Origin of the sequence: Phaeodactylibacter xiamenensis, assembly GCF_000759025.1 — a bacterium.
Lineage (GTDB): Bacteria > Bacteroidota > Bacteroidia > Chitinophagales > Saprospiraceae > Phaeodactylibacter > Phaeodactylibacter xiamenensis.
Genome location: NZ_JPOS01000090.1, coordinates 385,987 through 402,631, shown reverse-complemented (window position 1 = coordinate 402,631; position 16,645 = coordinate 385,987). Strand labels below are relative to the sequence as shown.

15 protein-coding genes and 1 tRNA gene are annotated in these 16,645 nt (G+C 46.5%); 4 read left to right on the top strand and 12 right to left on the bottom strand.

From position 1 onward, the window contains the following. Nucleotides 1-92: 92 nt before the first annotated feature. The 4 genes from IX84_RS27635 (at nt 93) to IX84_RS27620 (ending at nt 7,158) form a co-directional block, all read left to right on the top strand. Entirely contained in the window at nt 93-1,760 is a 1,668-nt protein-coding gene (locus IX84_RS27635; protein WP_152605273.1) for a hypothetical protein, read from the top strand. Between the two features lie 21 nt (nt 1,761-1,781). Continuing rightward, complete coding sequence (locus tag IX84_RS34030; RefSeq protein ID WP_052516458.1) at nt 1,782-3,317, top strand: tail fiber protein; 1,536 nt, start codon at nt 1,782-1,784, stop codon at nt 3,315-3,317. Nucleotides 3,318-3,321: 4 nt separating this feature from the next. Then, nucleotides 3,322-5,904 carry a PKD domain-containing protein gene (locus IX84_RS27625; protein ID WP_152605272.1) on the top strand — a complete coding sequence of 861 codons (2,583 nt, stop codon included), beginning with the start codon at nt 3,322-3,324 and terminating at the stop codon, nt 5,902-5,904. A 63-nt stretch (nt 5,905-5,967) separates the two neighbouring features. After that, nucleotides 5,968-7,158: a T9SS type A sorting domain-containing protein gene (locus IX84_RS27620; RefSeq protein ID WP_044228850.1), complete on the top strand. Its 1,191-nt coding sequence runs from the start codon at nt 5,968-5,970 to the stop codon at nt 7,156-7,158. 263 nt (nt 7,159-7,421) lie between these two features. Here IX84_RS27620 and IX84_RS27615 read toward each other — a convergent pair whose 3' ends face one another. The 12 genes from IX84_RS27615 to fbp form a co-directional block, all read right to left on the bottom strand. Further along, on the bottom strand, nt 7,422-7,643 hold the full coding sequence (locus tag IX84_RS27615; protein WP_044228846.1) for a hypothetical protein: 222 nt from the start codon (nt 7,641-7,643) through the stop codon (nt 7,422-7,424). Between the two features lie 120 nt (nt 7,644-7,763). Continuing rightward, nucleotides 7,764-8,918: a tyrosine-type recombinase/integrase gene (locus tag IX84_RS27610; protein WP_044228844.1), complete on the bottom strand. Its 1,155-nt coding sequence runs from the start codon at nt 8,916-8,918 to the stop codon at nt 7,764-7,766. 193 nt (nt 8,919-9,111) lie between these two features. Beyond that, nucleotides 9,112-9,405: a hypothetical protein gene (locus tag IX84_RS27605; protein ID WP_044228841.1), complete on the bottom strand. Its 294-nt coding sequence runs from the start codon at nt 9,403-9,405 to the stop codon at nt 9,112-9,114. Nucleotides 9,406-9,410: 5 nt separating this feature from the next. Further along, nucleotides 9,411-11,000: a hypothetical protein gene (locus IX84_RS27600; protein WP_044228839.1), complete on the bottom strand. Its 1,590-nt coding sequence runs from the start codon at nt 10,998-11,000 to the stop codon at nt 9,411-9,413. A 57-nt stretch (nt 11,001-11,057) separates the two neighbouring features. Next, a complete protein-coding gene (locus IX84_RS27595; RefSeq protein WP_052516457.1) occupies nt 11,058-11,501 on the bottom strand; it encodes a single-stranded DNA-binding protein in 444 nt (147 codons plus the stop codon). After that, nucleotides 11,483-13,033, bottom strand: a complete 1,551-nt coding sequence (locus IX84_RS27590) for a protein rep (RefSeq protein ID WP_044228836.1) — start codon at nt 13,031-13,033, stop codon at nt 11,483-11,485. Before IX84_RS27590 ends, IX84_RS27595 begins: the two co-directional genes overlap by 19 nt. Then, nucleotides 13,020-13,460 (bottom strand): hypothetical protein, encoded by a 441-nt coding sequence (locus IX84_RS27585; RefSeq protein WP_044228833.1) that lies wholly within the window; start codon nt 13,458-13,460, stop codon nt 13,020-13,022. Before IX84_RS27585 ends, IX84_RS27590 begins: the two co-directional genes overlap by 14 nt. A 146-nt stretch (nt 13,461-13,606) precedes the next feature. Then, complete coding sequence (locus IX84_RS27580; protein WP_044228831.1) at nt 13,607-13,939, bottom strand: hypothetical protein; 333 nt, start codon at nt 13,937-13,939, stop codon at nt 13,607-13,609. A 135-nt stretch (nt 13,940-14,074) separates the two neighbouring features. Next, complete coding sequence (locus IX84_RS34735) at nt 14,075-14,263, bottom strand: helix-turn-helix domain-containing protein (RefSeq protein ID WP_044228828.1); 189 nt, start codon at nt 14,261-14,263, stop codon at nt 14,075-14,077. A 77-nt stretch (nt 14,264-14,340) separates the two neighbouring features. Then, the gene (locus IX84_RS27570) at nt 14,341-15,189 is read right to left on the bottom strand and encodes a hypothetical protein (RefSeq protein ID WP_044228825.1); all 849 of its coding nucleotides are present in this window, start codon (nt 15,187-15,189) and stop codon (nt 14,341-14,343) included. Nucleotides 15,190-15,375: 186 nt separating this feature from the next. After that, nucleotides 15,376-15,459 (bottom strand) — tRNA-Leu (locus tag IX84_RS27565). A 116-nt stretch (nt 15,460-15,575) separates the two neighbouring features. Beyond that, nucleotides 15,576-16,589: a class 1 fructose-bisphosphatase gene (gene fbp, locus IX84_RS27560; RefSeq protein ID WP_044228821.1), complete on the bottom strand. Its 1,014-nt coding sequence runs from the start codon at nt 16,587-16,589 to the stop codon at nt 15,576-15,578. Nucleotides 16,590-16,645: the final 56 nt, after the last annotated feature.

Here is a 16,645-nt window from a genome sequence, read left to right as displayed (position 1 = left end):
TCATGAAAAAATTGATTTTATTCCTTTTGACAGGCATTCCCTGTTTATTATTTTGTCAGTCTTACAATTTTTCATATAGCACAAAGGGGCATGTGAAATCCAAACAGTTCATTGGCTCCCTCCCTTCCGCAGGTGTAGAAGGCCCAAATAACATTTGCCTGGGCGATACGGTCAATCTTATAGCCAATGGAGGAGTGAATTATGAGTGGAACGATGGTTCTCAAGATGCAGTGATCCAGGTGGTTCCATTACCGGGCGAACAATATGTCGTCACCGTCACTGGCAGTAATGGCTGTACCCGAGCCATCCCGCACCAATACACTTTGCATCCGCTGCCGGTTACCAGCAATATTTCCGGGAATGAGGAGCCAGCCATTGGGGCCAGTGGACTGAACTATTCAGTCGCGAATTCCCCCGGCTACTTTTACCACTGGATCATTGAAGGTGGGCTGTTTCAGTCGGGCTATGGTACTTCGGAGGTGGAAGTGGTGTGGACTTCAGAGGAGGAAGGCTGGATTGGGGTATTTGCCACCGATGAAAACGGCTGTACGGGGGATACTACTTTTTTGGCGGTCGATATTCAATCCTCTTTTCAACAATCCACCCCGCTCGAAACGGAATGGAACCTGATTTCCACCTACCTGGCATTGGACGACTATTCCGCAGCGGCGGTGTTTGACCATCTCAATCCCTTGCTGAACCAGGTAAAAGATCAGTCTACTACTTTTTACCCTGATTTTCCCCAATTCAGTACCCTTACCAGCCTGGAAGACGGAAAGGGGTATTGGGTAAATATGGCAGCCAGTCAGCCCGTCATTTTCAATGGCATTCCGTTAGACCCGACCACTACGGTCATCCAGCTGGAAGAAGGCTGGAACCTGATTGGCTATACGGCCAGTGAACCTCAGGGGGTGGAAGAGGCATTTGCATCGATCATTTCCATCCTTGAAAAAGTAAAGGACATCAACGAAAGCTATGACCCCAACATTGATCCCGCGTTCAATACACTCGAAACCATCCAGCCCGGCAAAGGGTACTGGGTCAGGGTTTCGCAGGCAGTTGATTTTACTTATCCCGATCCCGGTGGCATGCTAGCGGGCGGCCAGGTTGAAAAAAGCAAAGAAACGCCCCCACAAACCAGCCCGGCCATGCAGCAGCTTTCTCACCAATCGAAATGGACCGTCAAATCCTATCCAAACAGCACCATCGCTTACGGCAACGTAACATTGAACGGCATGCCGGTAACAGATGGAGGGATCATTGGTGCTTTCGTAAATGGAGAATGCAGGGCGCTCGGTGAAGTCCGGTTGACGGATGAAATGAGCCACACCTCGCTGGTCATCAATGGCCTGCCCCCCGAAGAGGTAACATTTCGGCTTCTTAAAAATGGAAAAACGTGGACTAGTCAATATCAGGCCATGACCCGTCCAGGCAATCCTTTTAAAGAGCTGCTCCCACTGGATTTTGGTTCGCCCAGCAATATTTCGGAAAAAACCCATGAGCTGGCCGTGGAAGTGTTTCCAAACCCATTTTCCAATGAATTGTCCGTTGCCATGGAGCTTTCGCTCGCTTCCACAGTTGAACTGACTTTTTCCAATGCGGCGGGCAAAGTACTCTTTCAAAAGCTAATGCCAATTCAACCAAGTGGACTTTTCAGGTACACCTGTAATCCTGAAAATATTCCCCTGCCCATCGGTTTAATCAACATAAACATCAAAACAGATTATGGCGAGACCACTCAGCGAGTGGTTCGGCACTAACTATTTAAAACATCAATACCAATGAAAAGAATTTACCTAATAGCAAGCCTTTTGCTTGGTTGTTCCTTGTCACTGACCGCACAATACCTGCCTTTTCAGGGTAAACTGTACTTCGACGGAAACCCGGTCAATGAAGCAAAAAACTTCACTTTTATTATCAACAACGGAGGTGTGAGCTGGAATAAAACTTACCAGGGAGTGCAGGTCAACAATGGCCTTTATGCGGTCGAACTGGGCCCACTTCCGGATAATATTTTTAAAGACCAACCCAGCCATCAACTGGACATCTTAGTGGATGGAAACCCCTTGCCCTCAGTCACTATTTATGCCCCCATCGAAAATGACCCTTCGGTGGCGGAAGAGGTCAAGGACGGGGTTGAATGGGATGAGGTGACCAACAAGCCGACCGTCGACCAGAGCAATACCAATGAGCTGCAATTGCTTTCGCTCAGTGACGATACGCTCTTTCTTTCGAACGGCAACTTTGTTTTGCTGAATCCGGAGACCGAAGACCTTATCGTCGGCAATTCACTGCAAGTCGGGGGTGGTGATACAACAGAATACGCGGTGGAACATTTGGGCAGCACTTCCGATTTTAGTATTGGTTTGACCAGTGTTTGGCAAGGCTTTACGCCCAACGAAGGCGGGCAGTTAAAAAATGTTTCCTTAAAATTCGCCAATAACAACTCAACCAGTATTGAGTTTAAAATCACCAAAGGTACGCCCAATGGCCAGGCCATATTGAACCAAAACTCCCCCGCCAGTCAGTTTTCAGGAATATTGGATTTTCAGGTTTTTGACTTTTCGAACTTGCCCACTCCGGTGATTCTCAATAAAAACGAGGATTACTTTTTTCGTGTAGCCGGAGTCACCAACACCGTCACCTTTGCCTACAGCACCGCCAATCCTTACTTCTGGGGGACGTCCGAGATCGGACCGGATGCTGACCTCAGTTTTTCTGTGAAACTGGAAGTCATCACTGCCTCCAGCCTGGAAGTCGATGCGGACGGTCTCCAGGTGGATGGCCGCATCAAGGATAAGACGGGCCTGGTGATGCCGGTCGGCTCCATCATCCCGTTTGCCGGGCAAACAGTGCCGGAAGGCTGGCTGTTGTGCAACGGAGCTGTTGTCCGTTCGGATATTTATCCCGACCTGTTTGCAGTTCTGGGAACCCATTGGGGCTCTGGGAACGGCCAGGGGACTTTCAATCTTCCTGATTTGCGCGGGCATTTTCTCAGGGGCCGTGATGCTGGCAAAGGAAAAGATCCCGATGCAGCTTCCCGCACCAACTTAAGCGGTGACGTGGTTGGCGACAAAGTCGGTAGTTATCAAAACTATGAGTTTCGAAGACATACACATGGTGCTACGGCGACTACCAGTTTCCCCCGGGTAGCTGGTGGGGCCGGGGATAACTCGGGTATTCCCTTTGACAACAGCTATGCCTGTGGATGTGAAACGAATTCCACGAATATTACTACTTCGGTCAGTCTTTCGGAAGAAGGGGGAGAAGAATCCCGACCGATCAATGCCTATGTAGATTACATCATTAAATATTAACCATGTGAAAAATATAATCTTATTAATCATAGCAATGATTGCCCCACTGATTTTGACCGGGCAATTCTCCCAACCTGCCTCAACTACCTCTACCGGAGGGGGACATGGTACAAATGGCAATTTTGAGCATTTTGGAATTGCCGGGCAAACTGCAGCTTCAGCCAGCCCCGTTGCCACCAACGGCTACAGTGGTCATTACGGATTATTGACTATGGACAGTGATGTAAACACTGCCCCAATAGCCAATGCCGGCGATGATACAAGTGTGAATGAAAACAGCTCTGTGCAGTTGGATGGAACCGGTTCATTTGATAGTGATGATGACCAATTGAGCTATATTTGGGTGTCACTGGATGGTCTAAACCTTATGAATGAAAATACTGCGACTCCTTCATTTATGGCCCCCGATGTGATGGCCCAAAAAGCATACAGGTTTGAACTTACTGTAAATGACGGTACTCAAAGTTCCATGCCAGATACCGTTACCATCACGATACGCGACCCGGACTGGATTCCGGTTGTTTATACCAACAGTGCTTCGGCCATCTGCCTGGTTACCGTTGATGGGAACAATGCATCCATCGGTGATTTGGTTGGCGCTTATGTAAACGGTGAAAACCGCGGCACTGGCGGCATCACTATTATCAGTGGACAGACCTACTCCATTTTTAACATCCAGACATCCACTATAGAGACAGTTACTTTTAAAGTTTATGACGAAAGTGAAGACAAAGTATGTGATGTGGCATATATGGTACAATCTATTCCAGGGGGTGACATGGGAACACCAATAGATCCATTGCCTATTGCCGCGACTTGTGGTAATTCCAGTCCATTTTTAAGTGTAAATAATACTTCGATTAGTGTCCCTTTCGAACAAGGAGACACTTCATTTAGCCTTAGCTCGAATACTGATTGGTCCATCACAGAAAACATCAGCTGGTTGAGCATTACCTCCCCCCTCTCCGGAAACGGAAATGAAATAGTCAATATCGATTATGAAGAAAACCCGGATGTCAGTGACAGATCGGGCATGATTGTTTTATCAGGTACTGGTGTTAGTGATGTCGTTGTTGCAATAACCCAATCGGGTTCAGGGCAAGGCATGCCACCGTGGGGCAGTCCCAATGCAAATAATTTGTCAGGTGTACTGGTAGGACAGGCACGGATTGACGGTATCCCTGCTGCGGGCAATGATTGGATAGCGGCATTTGATGAGAATGGAAATTTAGCCGGCTCTGGTCAATTAGTACTCAATGCTGGCATTACTTTTATCAATCTGACTATTTATGGGGACGACCCAACCACACCTGGCCTTGACGAAGGTATGAGCGGAAATGAAAAGTTCGAATTGAGATTGTACGACACCAGTGAAGACTTGGTGCTCACTTATCCGAATTCCGGCAGCCCAGTCCTTTTCGCAGGGTGGTCTAACACAAATGGAACTCCTATGCCTGGGTATAATAACCCCAACGATGTTTATGATTTTTTAAATATCACAACGGATAAAATTCCCTTGCGTCCAGGATGGAACTTGATTTCTACCGATGTAGCGCCGGTCGATAGCTCCGTATCCTCTATTTTTAGTGCATTGATTCCCAACAACCTCGAATACGCCACAGGTTTTGACAATGGGGCATCTTTTTACGATCCCAATGGACTCCCTTTTTTGAATACCCTCAATTCTTTTGAAAGAGGTTTTGGCTATTGGATCAAAGTAGGCCAAGATGATACGTTATGCATCGAGGGGGAACGCCTTTCCGAAACTTTTAGAAAAGGTCTGGATGCCAGCTGGAATTTGTTGGCTTATCCTCCTCAGATAGAACAGAGTCCGGACAACTATTTCAGTGACATCATTGCCGCTAACAACTTGTTATATGTTACTGGATTTGATGGAAGTTCAACTTTTTTTGACCCAGCAGGGCTCCCTTTTCTAAATACTCTCACTATGTTGGAAAATGGATTAGGATACTGGGTGAAGGTTAGTACGCCTGTCCCTGGACAGGGAATTACAGGAGTAGTGGTTGAGAGGGCAAGCAATTCTTTTTCCAATAAATACAATTTCGTCGGAGGAAAAACAAATCTGCCTAGAGGGGAAATGATTTCAATTCTCAAAGAATCAGGAAATCCTTTAGGGCAGATAGAAGTATTGAATGGCGGTATACTGAGGACAATTCCCATTTACTTGCCGGAAGAAGATGCCGCACAGGGTACGAAAATATTGTTCCAACACACTAGGGGTACTCTAGACCTTGGCCTCCAGATATACGGAGACTACGAACCGCTGAATGTGAATTTGGAATTTAAAGAACCGAATGAAACCAGTTCCTCTATCCACCGTTGCTACCCTAATCCATTTGATCAAAGTTTAACGATTGATTACTCCATTTCCGAAAGAGGCAGGGTTAAATTGGAGATATGTAATGTTGCTGGAAAGCTAGTGTGGCAAAAAGAGGAAGGCAGACTTGATCCAGGTTTTTATCAGGAAATGCTACAGACAGAGAATTTTCTGTCTGGGTCATATCTCGTGAAGCTGTATATAGATCAACAGCTTATACAAGCTACCAAAGTAACCGCACATAAATAATTTTAATCACCAAAGTTTTGAGCCTATGATATGGCCTTAGCTTAAAACCTAACTAATCCCAATATGAAAGTTATATCTACTCTTTTACTCTCTTTTTTAGCCATTGCTATGGCTATTGGACAGCCATCTGCTTTTGAATTTACTGCGACCAGTACCTCCGGTGTTTTCACAGGGCAAGTACAGATCAATGGGGTTTATGCAGCCTCCGAAGACTGGATTGCAGCATTCGACTCACAAGGTAACTGTGCAGGTGCAAATGCCGTTGTTGTAAATGCTGGCATCTCATATATTGGTCTCGCTATTTACGGTGACGATCCAAATACCTCTGAAGATGAAGGTATTGGTGCGAATGAACCATTCACTATCCGAGTTTGGGATGCTTCTGAGGACCGTATTATTTTCTATCCGAATGACACCTCTCCCACTGAATTCACAGAATGGATCAATAATAATGGAGCACCGATGCCAGCTTATAATGATCCAGCGATGGTTTATAATTTCGAGTTTTTTTTGCCTGTAACCTTCAATTCTACTGTAAATAATCTGTTGTGTTTCGGTGATAGCGATGGGTCTATTTCTGTTGATATTGCTGGTGGGTCTGGAGACTTTAGTGTCGAATGGAGCAATGGTGTTACAGGTACTTCTGTTTCCGACCTCACTGTTGGTATCTACTCAGCTATTATAACTGACAATATTTTAGGGATCGTCATTTCCACTGGTGATATCGAAATTACCTCACCTTCCTCAATCAGCCTTTCGACTTCTTCCACACCAGAGGTAGATAACAATTCTAATGGTAGTGCCACAGTCGTTGCCAGCGGCGGTACTCCCAGCTATTTGTATTTATGGGACGATCCTCTTGCACAGACATCTGCTACAGCAACTGATTTGGCAGCTGGCCCATATTCGGTTATCGTAACAGATGGAAATATGTGTTCAGAATCAATAAGCGTTACCGTAGAAACAGAAATTACAGACAATGTCAACAATATAATTCCAGAGGAAGATATTTATATATATCCAAATCCAATGTCTAAAGGTGGGAATATCACAATTGAATTGAATGGAGCAGCTATAGTGATGAAGTGGACGGTCAATTTAGTCAATTCATTTGGCCAAAAAATATCCTCATTAACTATTCAACCTGGAACGACTGCGTTAATTTTTGAGATAGATGATTTGAGTTCGGGGTTGTATTTTATAGACTTTTTATCTCCAGAAGTTCGTGTGGCAAGAAAAATAGTGGTAGAGTAACCACGTTACGGTTGACTGCTTCCTATATAAAGCAGTCAACCGTAACATGAGTGTCAATTCTTGCCTTGCATATATCTTACCACATCCAATTCTCCACATTGGGATTCAAGTTTATTGCGTAATCCGGTCCTATTCCTATTGGTTCTTCGACAATTTAGGTGGAGTTATGGGAAAAGCCCCAAAATCTATGGGTATATTTAGCATATGTTAGCCGATTTTACAGCGATTCTCGGTTTAAAATAAAAGTGCATATTGCTCCCTTACTAATGCTCTTTGTAGTGGTTCCAGGTATCCACCACCCAAAGCGTTTCAATGACTACCTGCACAAAGTTTTGGCTGTAGGTTTTAATTGGCGCATACATCATTGCGCCCCGGAGCCAGGCCAAAGCGTATTTGACCATCGTTTCCCGGGTGGAAATGGTACCGTTCATTTGGTTCAGGTGGGTACGCCACCGTTGTAAAAGGAGTTGTTCTTCTATGGACATAATTGAGAAAGTTACTAAGGAGCTTCCGGCTTGAGAGCGTAAGTTCTCCTTAAAGGTTTAGGGCTCAATGTGCCCTTAGTAAATTCATGGTTTTTCTTTCAAAAAACGGGATGTGGATCCTCACTCCTTAAAGAAATTATGATCCGCCGCCTGAGTAGCAGAGACCAACTGACTGGCGCGTAAATACACCTGCAATGTGGTGAACTTTTTCCAACCCCCAACATCAGCAATGATCTTTAAGGAAAGCCCGGAAAGATAGGCGTTGGTGGCTCCGCTGCGGCGGGCGGTGTGGAAGGTGACGAACTGGCTTTTGGGGGCAGATTTGCCGTCTTGCTCCACAATTTGATTGATGCCAGCCATGCTTACAATGCGCTTTATTTCGCGGTTGGCTTGCTGATTGCTGGTGAAGTCAAGTTTCCAATCATATTTTTCGAGGAGCTTAAAGGCGTTTTCGCCAATGGGCACCGTCGCCTTGATTTTGGTCTTTACGCTGATGTATACCAGGAAGCGTTTGCCCTTAGTGGCCACCATCATTTCCCGGTTGACGCTTGCGATATCGGAATAGCGCATCATAAATTTGTATGCCAGCCAGAAACGGTCGCGTTCTTTTTCAACCGCAGGGTTGTGGCTTAAGTCCAAATGGTACAGCGCGTCCATTTCTGCCTGGGTGAGATAAATTTTATTGGTAGTGGGCTCTTTGGGCATCTTAATCTCTTTCCAGGCATCGGCATCGTGTATGCCTTGGGTATGCCCAAGCCTTAGTACCTTCTTGATCTTTTTAAGGATCTGCAGTTGTCCGGCATCCTTGCAACCCAGATCGTAAAGGTAATTCCGGAATTCATGGATAAAAGCGGGGGTGAAATCGTACGGAGTGAGCATTTCTTTCCCGAGTTCAACGCGATAGTTACTAAGGTGGCGGTGGGCGGATTTGTATATCCTCAAAGTTCCTTCGGAAAGGGATTGCTCTCGTTTGATATACTGAGCCATGTAGGCCAAAAAGTCATTGTCGATGGTTGACTTGTTTAACTGCCTGACCGAACTGCCTTTAAGGAGGCCCGATTCAATCTCATGCTTTATAGCGTTGAGCTTCCGATTGTAGGCTTTACTAAGCGGGTGGGTTTTCTTCACCTCCCCTCTTCTGGCATTCCAATCCTTTTCCAGAATATTCAAATCTGTCGGTACGTACGATTTTTGCCCGTTGTGGTAGACATAGATCCGGATCGCCTTAGTACCATCCTGTCGTTTCCGGTAGGCTAAAACTGCTTTTATAGTCATGATGATTTTTTGTTTTTTGAGTTAAGAGCCCCCTTTCCTTTAAGACTGGGGGCTCCTTAGTAATTTTACTAAGGACATTCGTGCCAAAATGCCCTGGTATTTTACTAAGGGCAGCTGTACTAAAAACTGCCCTTTGTGATTTTCAAAAGACAACCATACCCAGAATCACCCTTAGTAATTTTACTAAGGACGTTTACACACAAATGTCCCCTTCTGCCACCTTTAAGGCGACAGCCCTGAGTTCATCTTTCCAGTAGTAGGGCGTTTTTCCAGCCCGGACTTTCTTTAAGATGCCACGGTCTACTAAGCGCGCTAAACGGCGGCGGTGAAATTTCCCCTTAGTACGGGGAATGCCCAGCAGATCGGCAGCATCTTCGGGGTTCGCCCAGGGGGAGCGTTCACGGCGAAGGGTCTCCACGGCTTCCTTAAAGGCTTCCGTGCTTTCCTGGATCGCCTTAGTAAATTGTTGTAGTTCTGTAGCATTCATAGTGTTTAGTGTTTAATGTTGTCGATTAATTGCTGATAGTAGCTGACCCAGTCTTTGTTGTTGGACAGGGCATTGAGCGTTCGTTTGGGTACGGGTTTGCCTGCTTTTTCAGCAGCCCGCTTTTTGGCTTCATGCTTTCCGACCCGCTTTTTGTACATTTTCAACCGCTGAAGGAGGTCAGCAAGCGATAAATCGGCATGATCGGACGGTGTTCTGTTTACTGCACACGAATCGTCTGGTGCTGGTGCTTTTTCGTTGGTGTTTGAAGCGGGCGAATCCACCGCCTCACGTTGATTTTCAACGTCTGGAGCGGTACGGAAGTGTACGCCGTTCACGTTGGGCGGTTGTTTGGGCACACCGCCGGTAGGGTCTGGGCTGGACGTTTGAAATCCGATGGGCCGGCGTTTGGGTGTCAGGTAAATGACCCGTTCGTCCGGATCCGCTGCCTGTTCCACTTTCAGGTTGATGGTAATGTTGGCCAACTGCGTAGGGTCGTACAGCTCCGTTGGGCGCGTAGGCAATGGCGCGGGCGGTGTCTGATCGGCAAAAGCTTTGATCCGGTTGCGCACCGTAAAGTGGAGCCGTTCGCGTACCGCATGCCAACCCTCCGCTATCATATTCGGAGCGATATCGTACTGGCTTAGTTCAACGGTTTCCCGTATGCCGCTGCCCTTACGGTGAATCCGGTCTAAAATCACAGAAGCCAGGAATACCAACAGCGCAACGATGGTGAACCACGCCAATCCACTGCCATAGTTGCGTACGGTTTCTGTACGGTGTACAGTGGCTTCATTGTTTAATTGTTTGAGGCTGTCTACACTGGCTTCGTATGCTGTTTGGGAATGGCTCAATGCCATCAGCAGGCGTTCCTTTGCCGTTTGGATGGCGTTGGCTTCCTGCGTACGCAATGCAGCTACCTGAGCCAGGTGATCGGCTTCCAGGTCTGCCAGTTCTTGACGTACGCGATCTTTGGCGGTTGCGTAGCTATTGCCCGTACGGATTTCCCGATTGTACCAGTTGGAAAGCGTCCGGCGGAGGGCTTTGTACTGTCCTTCGTACGCCTGTTTTTGAGCGGCGATTTGACTAGCAAACTGCTTAGTAAGGGCTGTACTGTCCGCTTTCCACTCCGCATACAGCCGGTCTTTTCTTCTTAGTAAAGTACTGTCGAACGGGGTGCTTTCCCGGGTCTCCGCTGCTGGTGTAAACTCCTCCACAATGATGAAGGAGTTGTTGAAGCTCAGCCATCCTGAGGTCGCAATCAAAAAGACAGTCAGGGTCATCGTCGCGATAGTCATAGCAAGGTGCAGCCCATGGTACCTTTTGTTGAGCACCGCATCAACGCTGTACGGTGCCAGTTCGCGTAGCCCCACCTCAATCAGCGCAGTGCCCAATACCGCAATAACCCCTGCTGCGGTGGTTGCCAGATAGGGGAAGATGGGCAGCAGAGCTGCATACGCAGCCGCGTAGATCCCGCCGATTTCGGTCAGCCCGCTGATGACCTGGGCGATCCAGCCGCTTCTGCGGATGGTGGCGGCCAGACGGGCGTAGGTCGCGAAAAAGACCGTATCGCTTGGGGTGCTCTTTATCTGTTTCACTTGCGTAGGTTTTTGTGCCTGTCCAGCCGCGTAAGCCGGACAGGCAGGTGGTTAATGTTATTCCTCCCAGGGCACTGTTTCCTCCGCTCCGGCAGGGGCTTTTTCGGCACTTTTGGCTTTAGCAGGCTCAGCGGTTTCAGCCTGCGGCTCAGGGTTTTCCTGAACGTTCCCAGCCGTAGCCGCACCGCCCAGCAGCTGAAGCTGTTTGACGTTGAGCTGAAAATCCGGGAGCACTTCTCCAGTCGTCTTGCTGACGTAGGTCTTGACATTGGGTGTGCCTTCGACGTAGATGAGCTGGCCTTTACGCAGGTAGTTAGGCAGTTTGGTGTCTCCTTCCCGCCACAGGGTGCAATTGACCCAGGTCGTGGTTTCGTGTTTGGTGCCGTTGCTGTCCGTGTAGGACTCGTTGTATGCAACGGTGAAACTGATAGCGCGTTTGCCATTCCAGTGGCGTACAATCGCGTCCTGGCCTAAATGGCCGATTAATTGTGTTTTAAGCATGATTGATTATATTTAGAATGATAAAATCGATAAGGCCCTACGCCCCATTTCCCGGTCATCTGATCCATCTTCTTCGTCCTGAAAGCCGACAGGGCAGCATTCTTCTGCATGTACTTGATTGCAGCAAGAGCAGTGGGTGCAATAGAGCGGTGTAAATACTTTTTCCGCCGGGGCGTGGTGATACTGATCCGGAAATGATCGTCAGGATTGACAAAAACGCGCGACATGCTGATTGTGAAGTATTCGTACTCAGTGCGTTCAGCAGGCGCACCGGTTTCCGGATTCTGAATGTCTTGTCCAACTTCTTCAAGGGTCTGCTTGATTTCGGCTTCATCCTCTTCCGGCTTGCTCTTGATATTGAGCATTTTAGCATCTGGATGAGCGTTCTTAGTACCGCTGTGGAAGGCACCGAATTTCCGGTAAAGAGGCTGTCCCTTGATCGATGGCAAGATTTCAACCACTAAATCCATATCCAGAGAACCGTCTTTTTTGAGGGCCAGGGGCTCAAAGTGGTACTTCAGGCATTCCAATATCCCGTTCAGGAAGAATTCCCCATCACTGGGATGAACCCGTTTTTTCCAAAGGCCACTATGCTCGCAGTACCGGTAGCCTTTTTTGGGTGTTTTACTGGAGATGTAAAGGGTTTCAAGCCCTATAAAGGTAGCTCCACTTGGGTCAAGTTGAGCTACATCCTTCTCGGTCAGCAGTGCATTTCCTTTCCGGATCGCGAGCTGTTCTTCTTCGTTTAGAATCTGCCGCGTTCCTGCCCCGGCAGTAATCCGATTCCAGGCGAGAAGGATATTCCGGTGAAGGACATTGCGGTTTTGTGTGCCCTTTTCTACCAACAGTAAAGCATGGATATGAATATGTAAGCCCGAATCATTACGGGTCACCTCCACCGAAAACTCCCCAGCGTACACCTGCTTTTTCCAGAAAGACCGCTTGCGCATCAGGTTGAAATCCTTCATCAACTGGGAAGCGTAAAACCGGGGGTACCGGCTACTCTCATGATGATGGGGAACCGTCAGGGTGAGGTGCATGTGGTCATACCGCTTTATCATTTCTGGGTTCTTTTCATAGAATGCTCGGAACTTCCTTCTTCGGTTCTTCGATCGCTGCGCATTGCAGGGCGGGCAGAGCTTGTGCCCGCACATGAAGGAGGTGATGTATTCCTTAGAACCGTTGCTTTTGTGCTCTCTGAATAATGACTTATTGCAACAAGAGGAAAGGCAATGCCGATAGTCTAGCAAGTGCTTTACTTGATCTGGGGTGAGCGAATCTCCGTGGTATTCCAGATACTCGTGGATATCATCCCGGTACCGGTCTGCTTCTTTTTTCGCTCTGACTATCTTGAAACACCTGCGCCGGTTTCCCTTCACCCGATCGTACTCGGCTTTTGAACTTGGCTTCCGCTGTTTTTTGGCTCCAATATCCAGATAGCCAATTATTCCCACTTCGGGTTCCTTTGGATAGCTTCCGACCGTTCCTAACGTATCTAGGAAGGGTTCTACCTGTATATTATACGTGCACATTTTCCTGGCTTTTGTCGCTCCCAATCTTCAGATCAGCAGCTTGGGTTAGAAAATCGAGTTTTGCGCACTGTGACCGGTAGAAACGGCTGTTAGGATGAGATAGCAGCTTTTCTGCCTCGGGCAAGAGCAAGTGGAGGTATTCCTGAGCTTTCTCCAGCTTATTGTTCCTGCGTATTTTACGCAGCAGGTCATAAGACTGCTCCAGAGCGTTTGCCAACTCGGGCTTGAGGTAATTGCCTCTTGACTTTTTCGCCAATGCCAAATAGCGGTGGGCAATGTCCTTTGAACGAAGGATGAGCTGTCGCCGCAGCTCTTTCTCAGCTGCGTAGCGATCTGCTCCTACAGCGATAATGGTCGGATCCAATGCCGCATGTGGCAGCAGGATTTCGGTCTCTCCCAAAAGGGATGTTTGATAATGTAGTTTCATAGCAAATAGGTTTATCGTCCATAGGGGACTTTTGCCAGCCTGCCAGCAAGACATAGTTGGGCCAGGGGAGCAGCGGCTAACGCCGCCACTCCCAACTTGCTGTATAGGCCCACTGGCCCAAAGTCCCCACAAAGGACAAGTGGTTCTTATTTACGCTTGTTAATGCGCTTGATGAGCTGGTCCATTTGATCGATACCCTTTTCTATGCTATTCTCAGGCTTGAAATACTTCTCACCCATAGAAAGAGACTTCCTCAGACGACGGATATGATCATTGTAATCTGAATCATCTCGTATAGCCTTAATTGTTTTGAGAACGGAACTAGCGAAGTCATCAAATTGAGTACGTGAACTTGCACCTAACTCATTGACGTCAACACTAAGCACTTTGAGTATACGTGCTCTGGTTTCACGATCTAATTTTTGAAAAGGGATCTCCTCAAACATATTGTTCAGGAGCGGAAGGATGGACTTTGCCATAATTCAATTATTTTGTTTGAATAATGGCGCTGCGTTACTAAGGAAGGAGTACTTGTTTTTGTACGAACAAATCCGTACATTTGTCTTGGATAAATTATAATAAGCGTTGTTGCCTTCCTGGTTGCAGCGCTTTTTTTATGCGGTTTCCTTACAGCTTTCGATGTAAGCTTCTACGTCTTTTAGCTTAAACATGACCCTACCTCTGATTTTAAAAAACGGAATGTCCATATCCTGCCTTATCCGATAAAGCGTCCTAGGGGAGCACTTTAGAATATTGCAGACCTCGGAGGGCTTAAGCAATACACTTGATGGTTTAATTTTCATTTTTAACCCAGTTTAAAAGTCAAAAAAAATGCCTTTCCTGGTCAAATATAGCCAATAAACTGGGTTAAAAAAATAAATTAACCAATCATTTTTCGATGTTTATCCTTCATAGACTTCAAAAATTGCTCTAACTTATTGTAATACAAATCTTTGTGGAAAGTTGGGGGATTTAAAGAGAGAAACCTACTAAAACGATTTTTTAATTCCACCTTTAGAAGAACCTCAGGATCAAATAAAGAATCTTGATTCATGAATCTTTTAAAACTGGCTAGACCAGAATCCATTTGAAGGTATCGATAACTTGGTCCATATTCATGGTTTGCAAAAGCAGCAACCAAAAAATAATACTCGATTTCAAACTTGATGTTTTCTGGCAAGCGAAGAAAGTGAGAATATATTGGATCTTCTATTCGATAAAAATTCTGCAAAAAAGTATGATCAGGCCTTATATAGAAACCAAAACTACCATCGTCCCAATTATCCAAATAATCCTTTATTTCACTTACCAATTGTTTAGACTGGCTCTCCAGTGCAGCTTCATTAAATAGCTTTAAGCGCTTTCCTAACCCACGAAGAGAATATCTATTTGGTTTTAGCCTTGTTTCATATTCAACAACCTTCTGAAGGAATTCCATAAACTCTCTTATCTCCCAAGTAATTGCTGATACTCCCTCATTGATATCAGCAAGCAATTCATCTAAGTTTTCCAGTTCGTAAATGAAAGAATCAAAATCGTCCTCACTATAATAGAAAGTGTATTTATCATATCCCCAATCTTCATAGTCTATCGGAATATGGGTGTTCTTTGACTCATAAATTACACGGATGTAAAGAGGATATCCCTTAGAACCATCATCGAAAATAATAGGCTTCAGCCTTTTGTTTAAAAACGGAACACAAGTAATGGTCTTTTCTGAAGTAGCCATTTTCTCAAATTTATTTCCAGATCCGGCATTTTAGAAAATGGAGAGAAAGCAAATACCTTTTTCTCCTGGTTTATACACTAAAACACCTAATCCAGTATAGTCTGTTATCAAGCTAAAAAGCCCTGTATTCAGCTGAATACAGGGCTTTGCTAGTGTCTTAGAGGGTACTTTAGATGTACCCTATCGTGCCCAGAACAGGATTCGAACCTGCACATCCATAAGGACACTACCCCCTCAAGGTAGCGCGTCTACCAATTTCGCCATCTGGGCATGGATTAGTAGTGCTTATTTTAAAAGCGATGCAAATATACACTTCTGGTCTTTACAAAAGCAAAGTTTTACGGCATTTTTTTGATCGCTTTTTTAAAAACCAATCCTTTGACCGTTTAGCCGTTAAACACAGGAATTGCACTGTATCGTTCCACAAAGGCTTTCATCTCGTCAACCATGCCAGGTGACCCAATTGCAATTGTAGCCCTTTGGTGAAGGTGATTGACCTCGAGTTCAAGGATGCGCTCCAGCTGACAGGTGATGGCTTTGCCACCGGCCTGCTCCACAATATAAGCCAGCGGGTTGCACTCGTATACCAGCCTGAGCTTTCCCTGTGGGTATTTACGGGTGTTAGGGTAGAGGAAAATGCCGCCCTGGAAGAGTATACGGTGAATGTCAGAGACCATAGACCCGATATAGCGCAACCGCAGGTTCAGGTCAGAACAGTGGTCTATATACCGGCGCATTTCCACATCAAACTTAAGGTAGTAGCCCTGATTGACGGAGTAGTAGTTTCCGCGGTCCGGTATCTGAATATCGGTATGGCTCAGACAAAACTCTCCGATTGTGGGGTCCAGGGTAAAACCGTTGACTCCCCGCCCCGTGGTGTAAACCAAGAGGGTAGAGGTACCATAAAGCACATAGCCGGCAGCCACAAGGTCTATACCCCTCTGCAGGAAATCTTCTACTTCAACGGTAGACTCAGCATCGCTAAGGCGGCGGTAGATCCCGAAAATAGTCCCTACAGAGACGTTGACGTCGATGTTGGAAGACCCGTCCAGCGGATCAAAGACCACGACATACTTGGATGCTTTGGAAGCCACAGAGTTAATGGGAATAATATCTTCCAGTTCCTCCGAAGCCACCCCACAGCACTCTCCGCTGTTTTTCAGGCAGTCGATCAGTTTCTCATTGGCATAAAGGTCGAGTTTCTGTACGGTGTCGCCGGAGGCATTCTCTTCCCGGGCCTCGCCAAGGATGTTGACCAGCCCGGCTTTGTTGACTTCGCGGTTGACAATTTTGGCAGCTACGCCAATATCGCGCAGCAGGCCGGTCAGTTCTCCGGAAGCATAGGGGAAATCTTTTTGCCGTCGGATGATAAATTCATCTAAAGTGACGATTCGGCTCATAATTTGGATATTTGTGGTTAGGAAGGGTAAATATAAAAACTGAGCCGGAGTAAAGG

Bases quoted from the DNA above. Each gene is read 5' to 3' on its own strand.
- IX84_RS34030 (WP_052516458.1), top strand. From the start codon at position 1,782: ATGAAAAGAATTTACCTAATAGCAAGCCTTTTGCTTGGTTGTTCCTTG.
- IX84_RS27620 (WP_044228850.1), top strand. From the start codon at position 5,968: ATGAAAGTTATATCTACTCTTTTACTCTCTTTTTTAGCCATTGCTATG.
- IX84_RS27615 (WP_044228846.1), bottom strand. From the start codon at position 7,643: ATGTCCATAGAAGAACAACTCCTTTTACAACGGTGGCGTACCCACCTG.
- IX84_RS27610 (WP_044228844.1), bottom strand. From the start codon at position 8,918: ATGACTATAAAAGCAGTTTTAGCCTACCGGAAACGACAGGATGGTACT.
- IX84_RS27605 (WP_044228841.1), bottom strand. From the start codon at position 9,405: ATGAATGCTACAGAACTACAACAATTTACTAAGGCGATCCAGGAAAGC.
- IX84_RS27595 (WP_052516457.1), bottom strand. From the start codon at position 11,501: ATGCTTAAAACACAATTAATCGGCCATTTAGGCCAGGACGCGATTGTA.
- IX84_RS27590 (WP_044228836.1), bottom strand. From the start codon at position 13,033: ATGTGCACGTATAATATACAGGTAGAACCCTTCCTAGATACGTTAGGA.
- IX84_RS27585 (WP_044228833.1), bottom strand. From the start codon at position 13,460: ATGAAACTACATTATCAAACATCCCTTTTGGGAGAGACCGAAATCCTG.
- IX84_RS27580 (WP_044228831.1), bottom strand. From the start codon at position 13,939: ATGGCAAAGTCCATCCTTCCGCTCCTGAACAATATGTTTGAGGAGATC.
- IX84_RS34735 (WP_044228828.1), bottom strand. From the start codon at position 14,263: ATGAAAATTAAACCATCAAGTGTATTGCTTAAGCCCTCCGAGGTCTGC.
- IX84_RS27570 (WP_044228825.1), bottom strand. From the start codon at position 15,189: ATGGCTACTTCAGAAAAGACCATTACTTGTGTTCCGTTTTTAAACAAA.
- fbp (WP_044228821.1), bottom strand. From the start codon at position 16,589: ATGAGCCGAATCGTCACTTTAGATGAATTTATCATCCGACGGCAAAAA.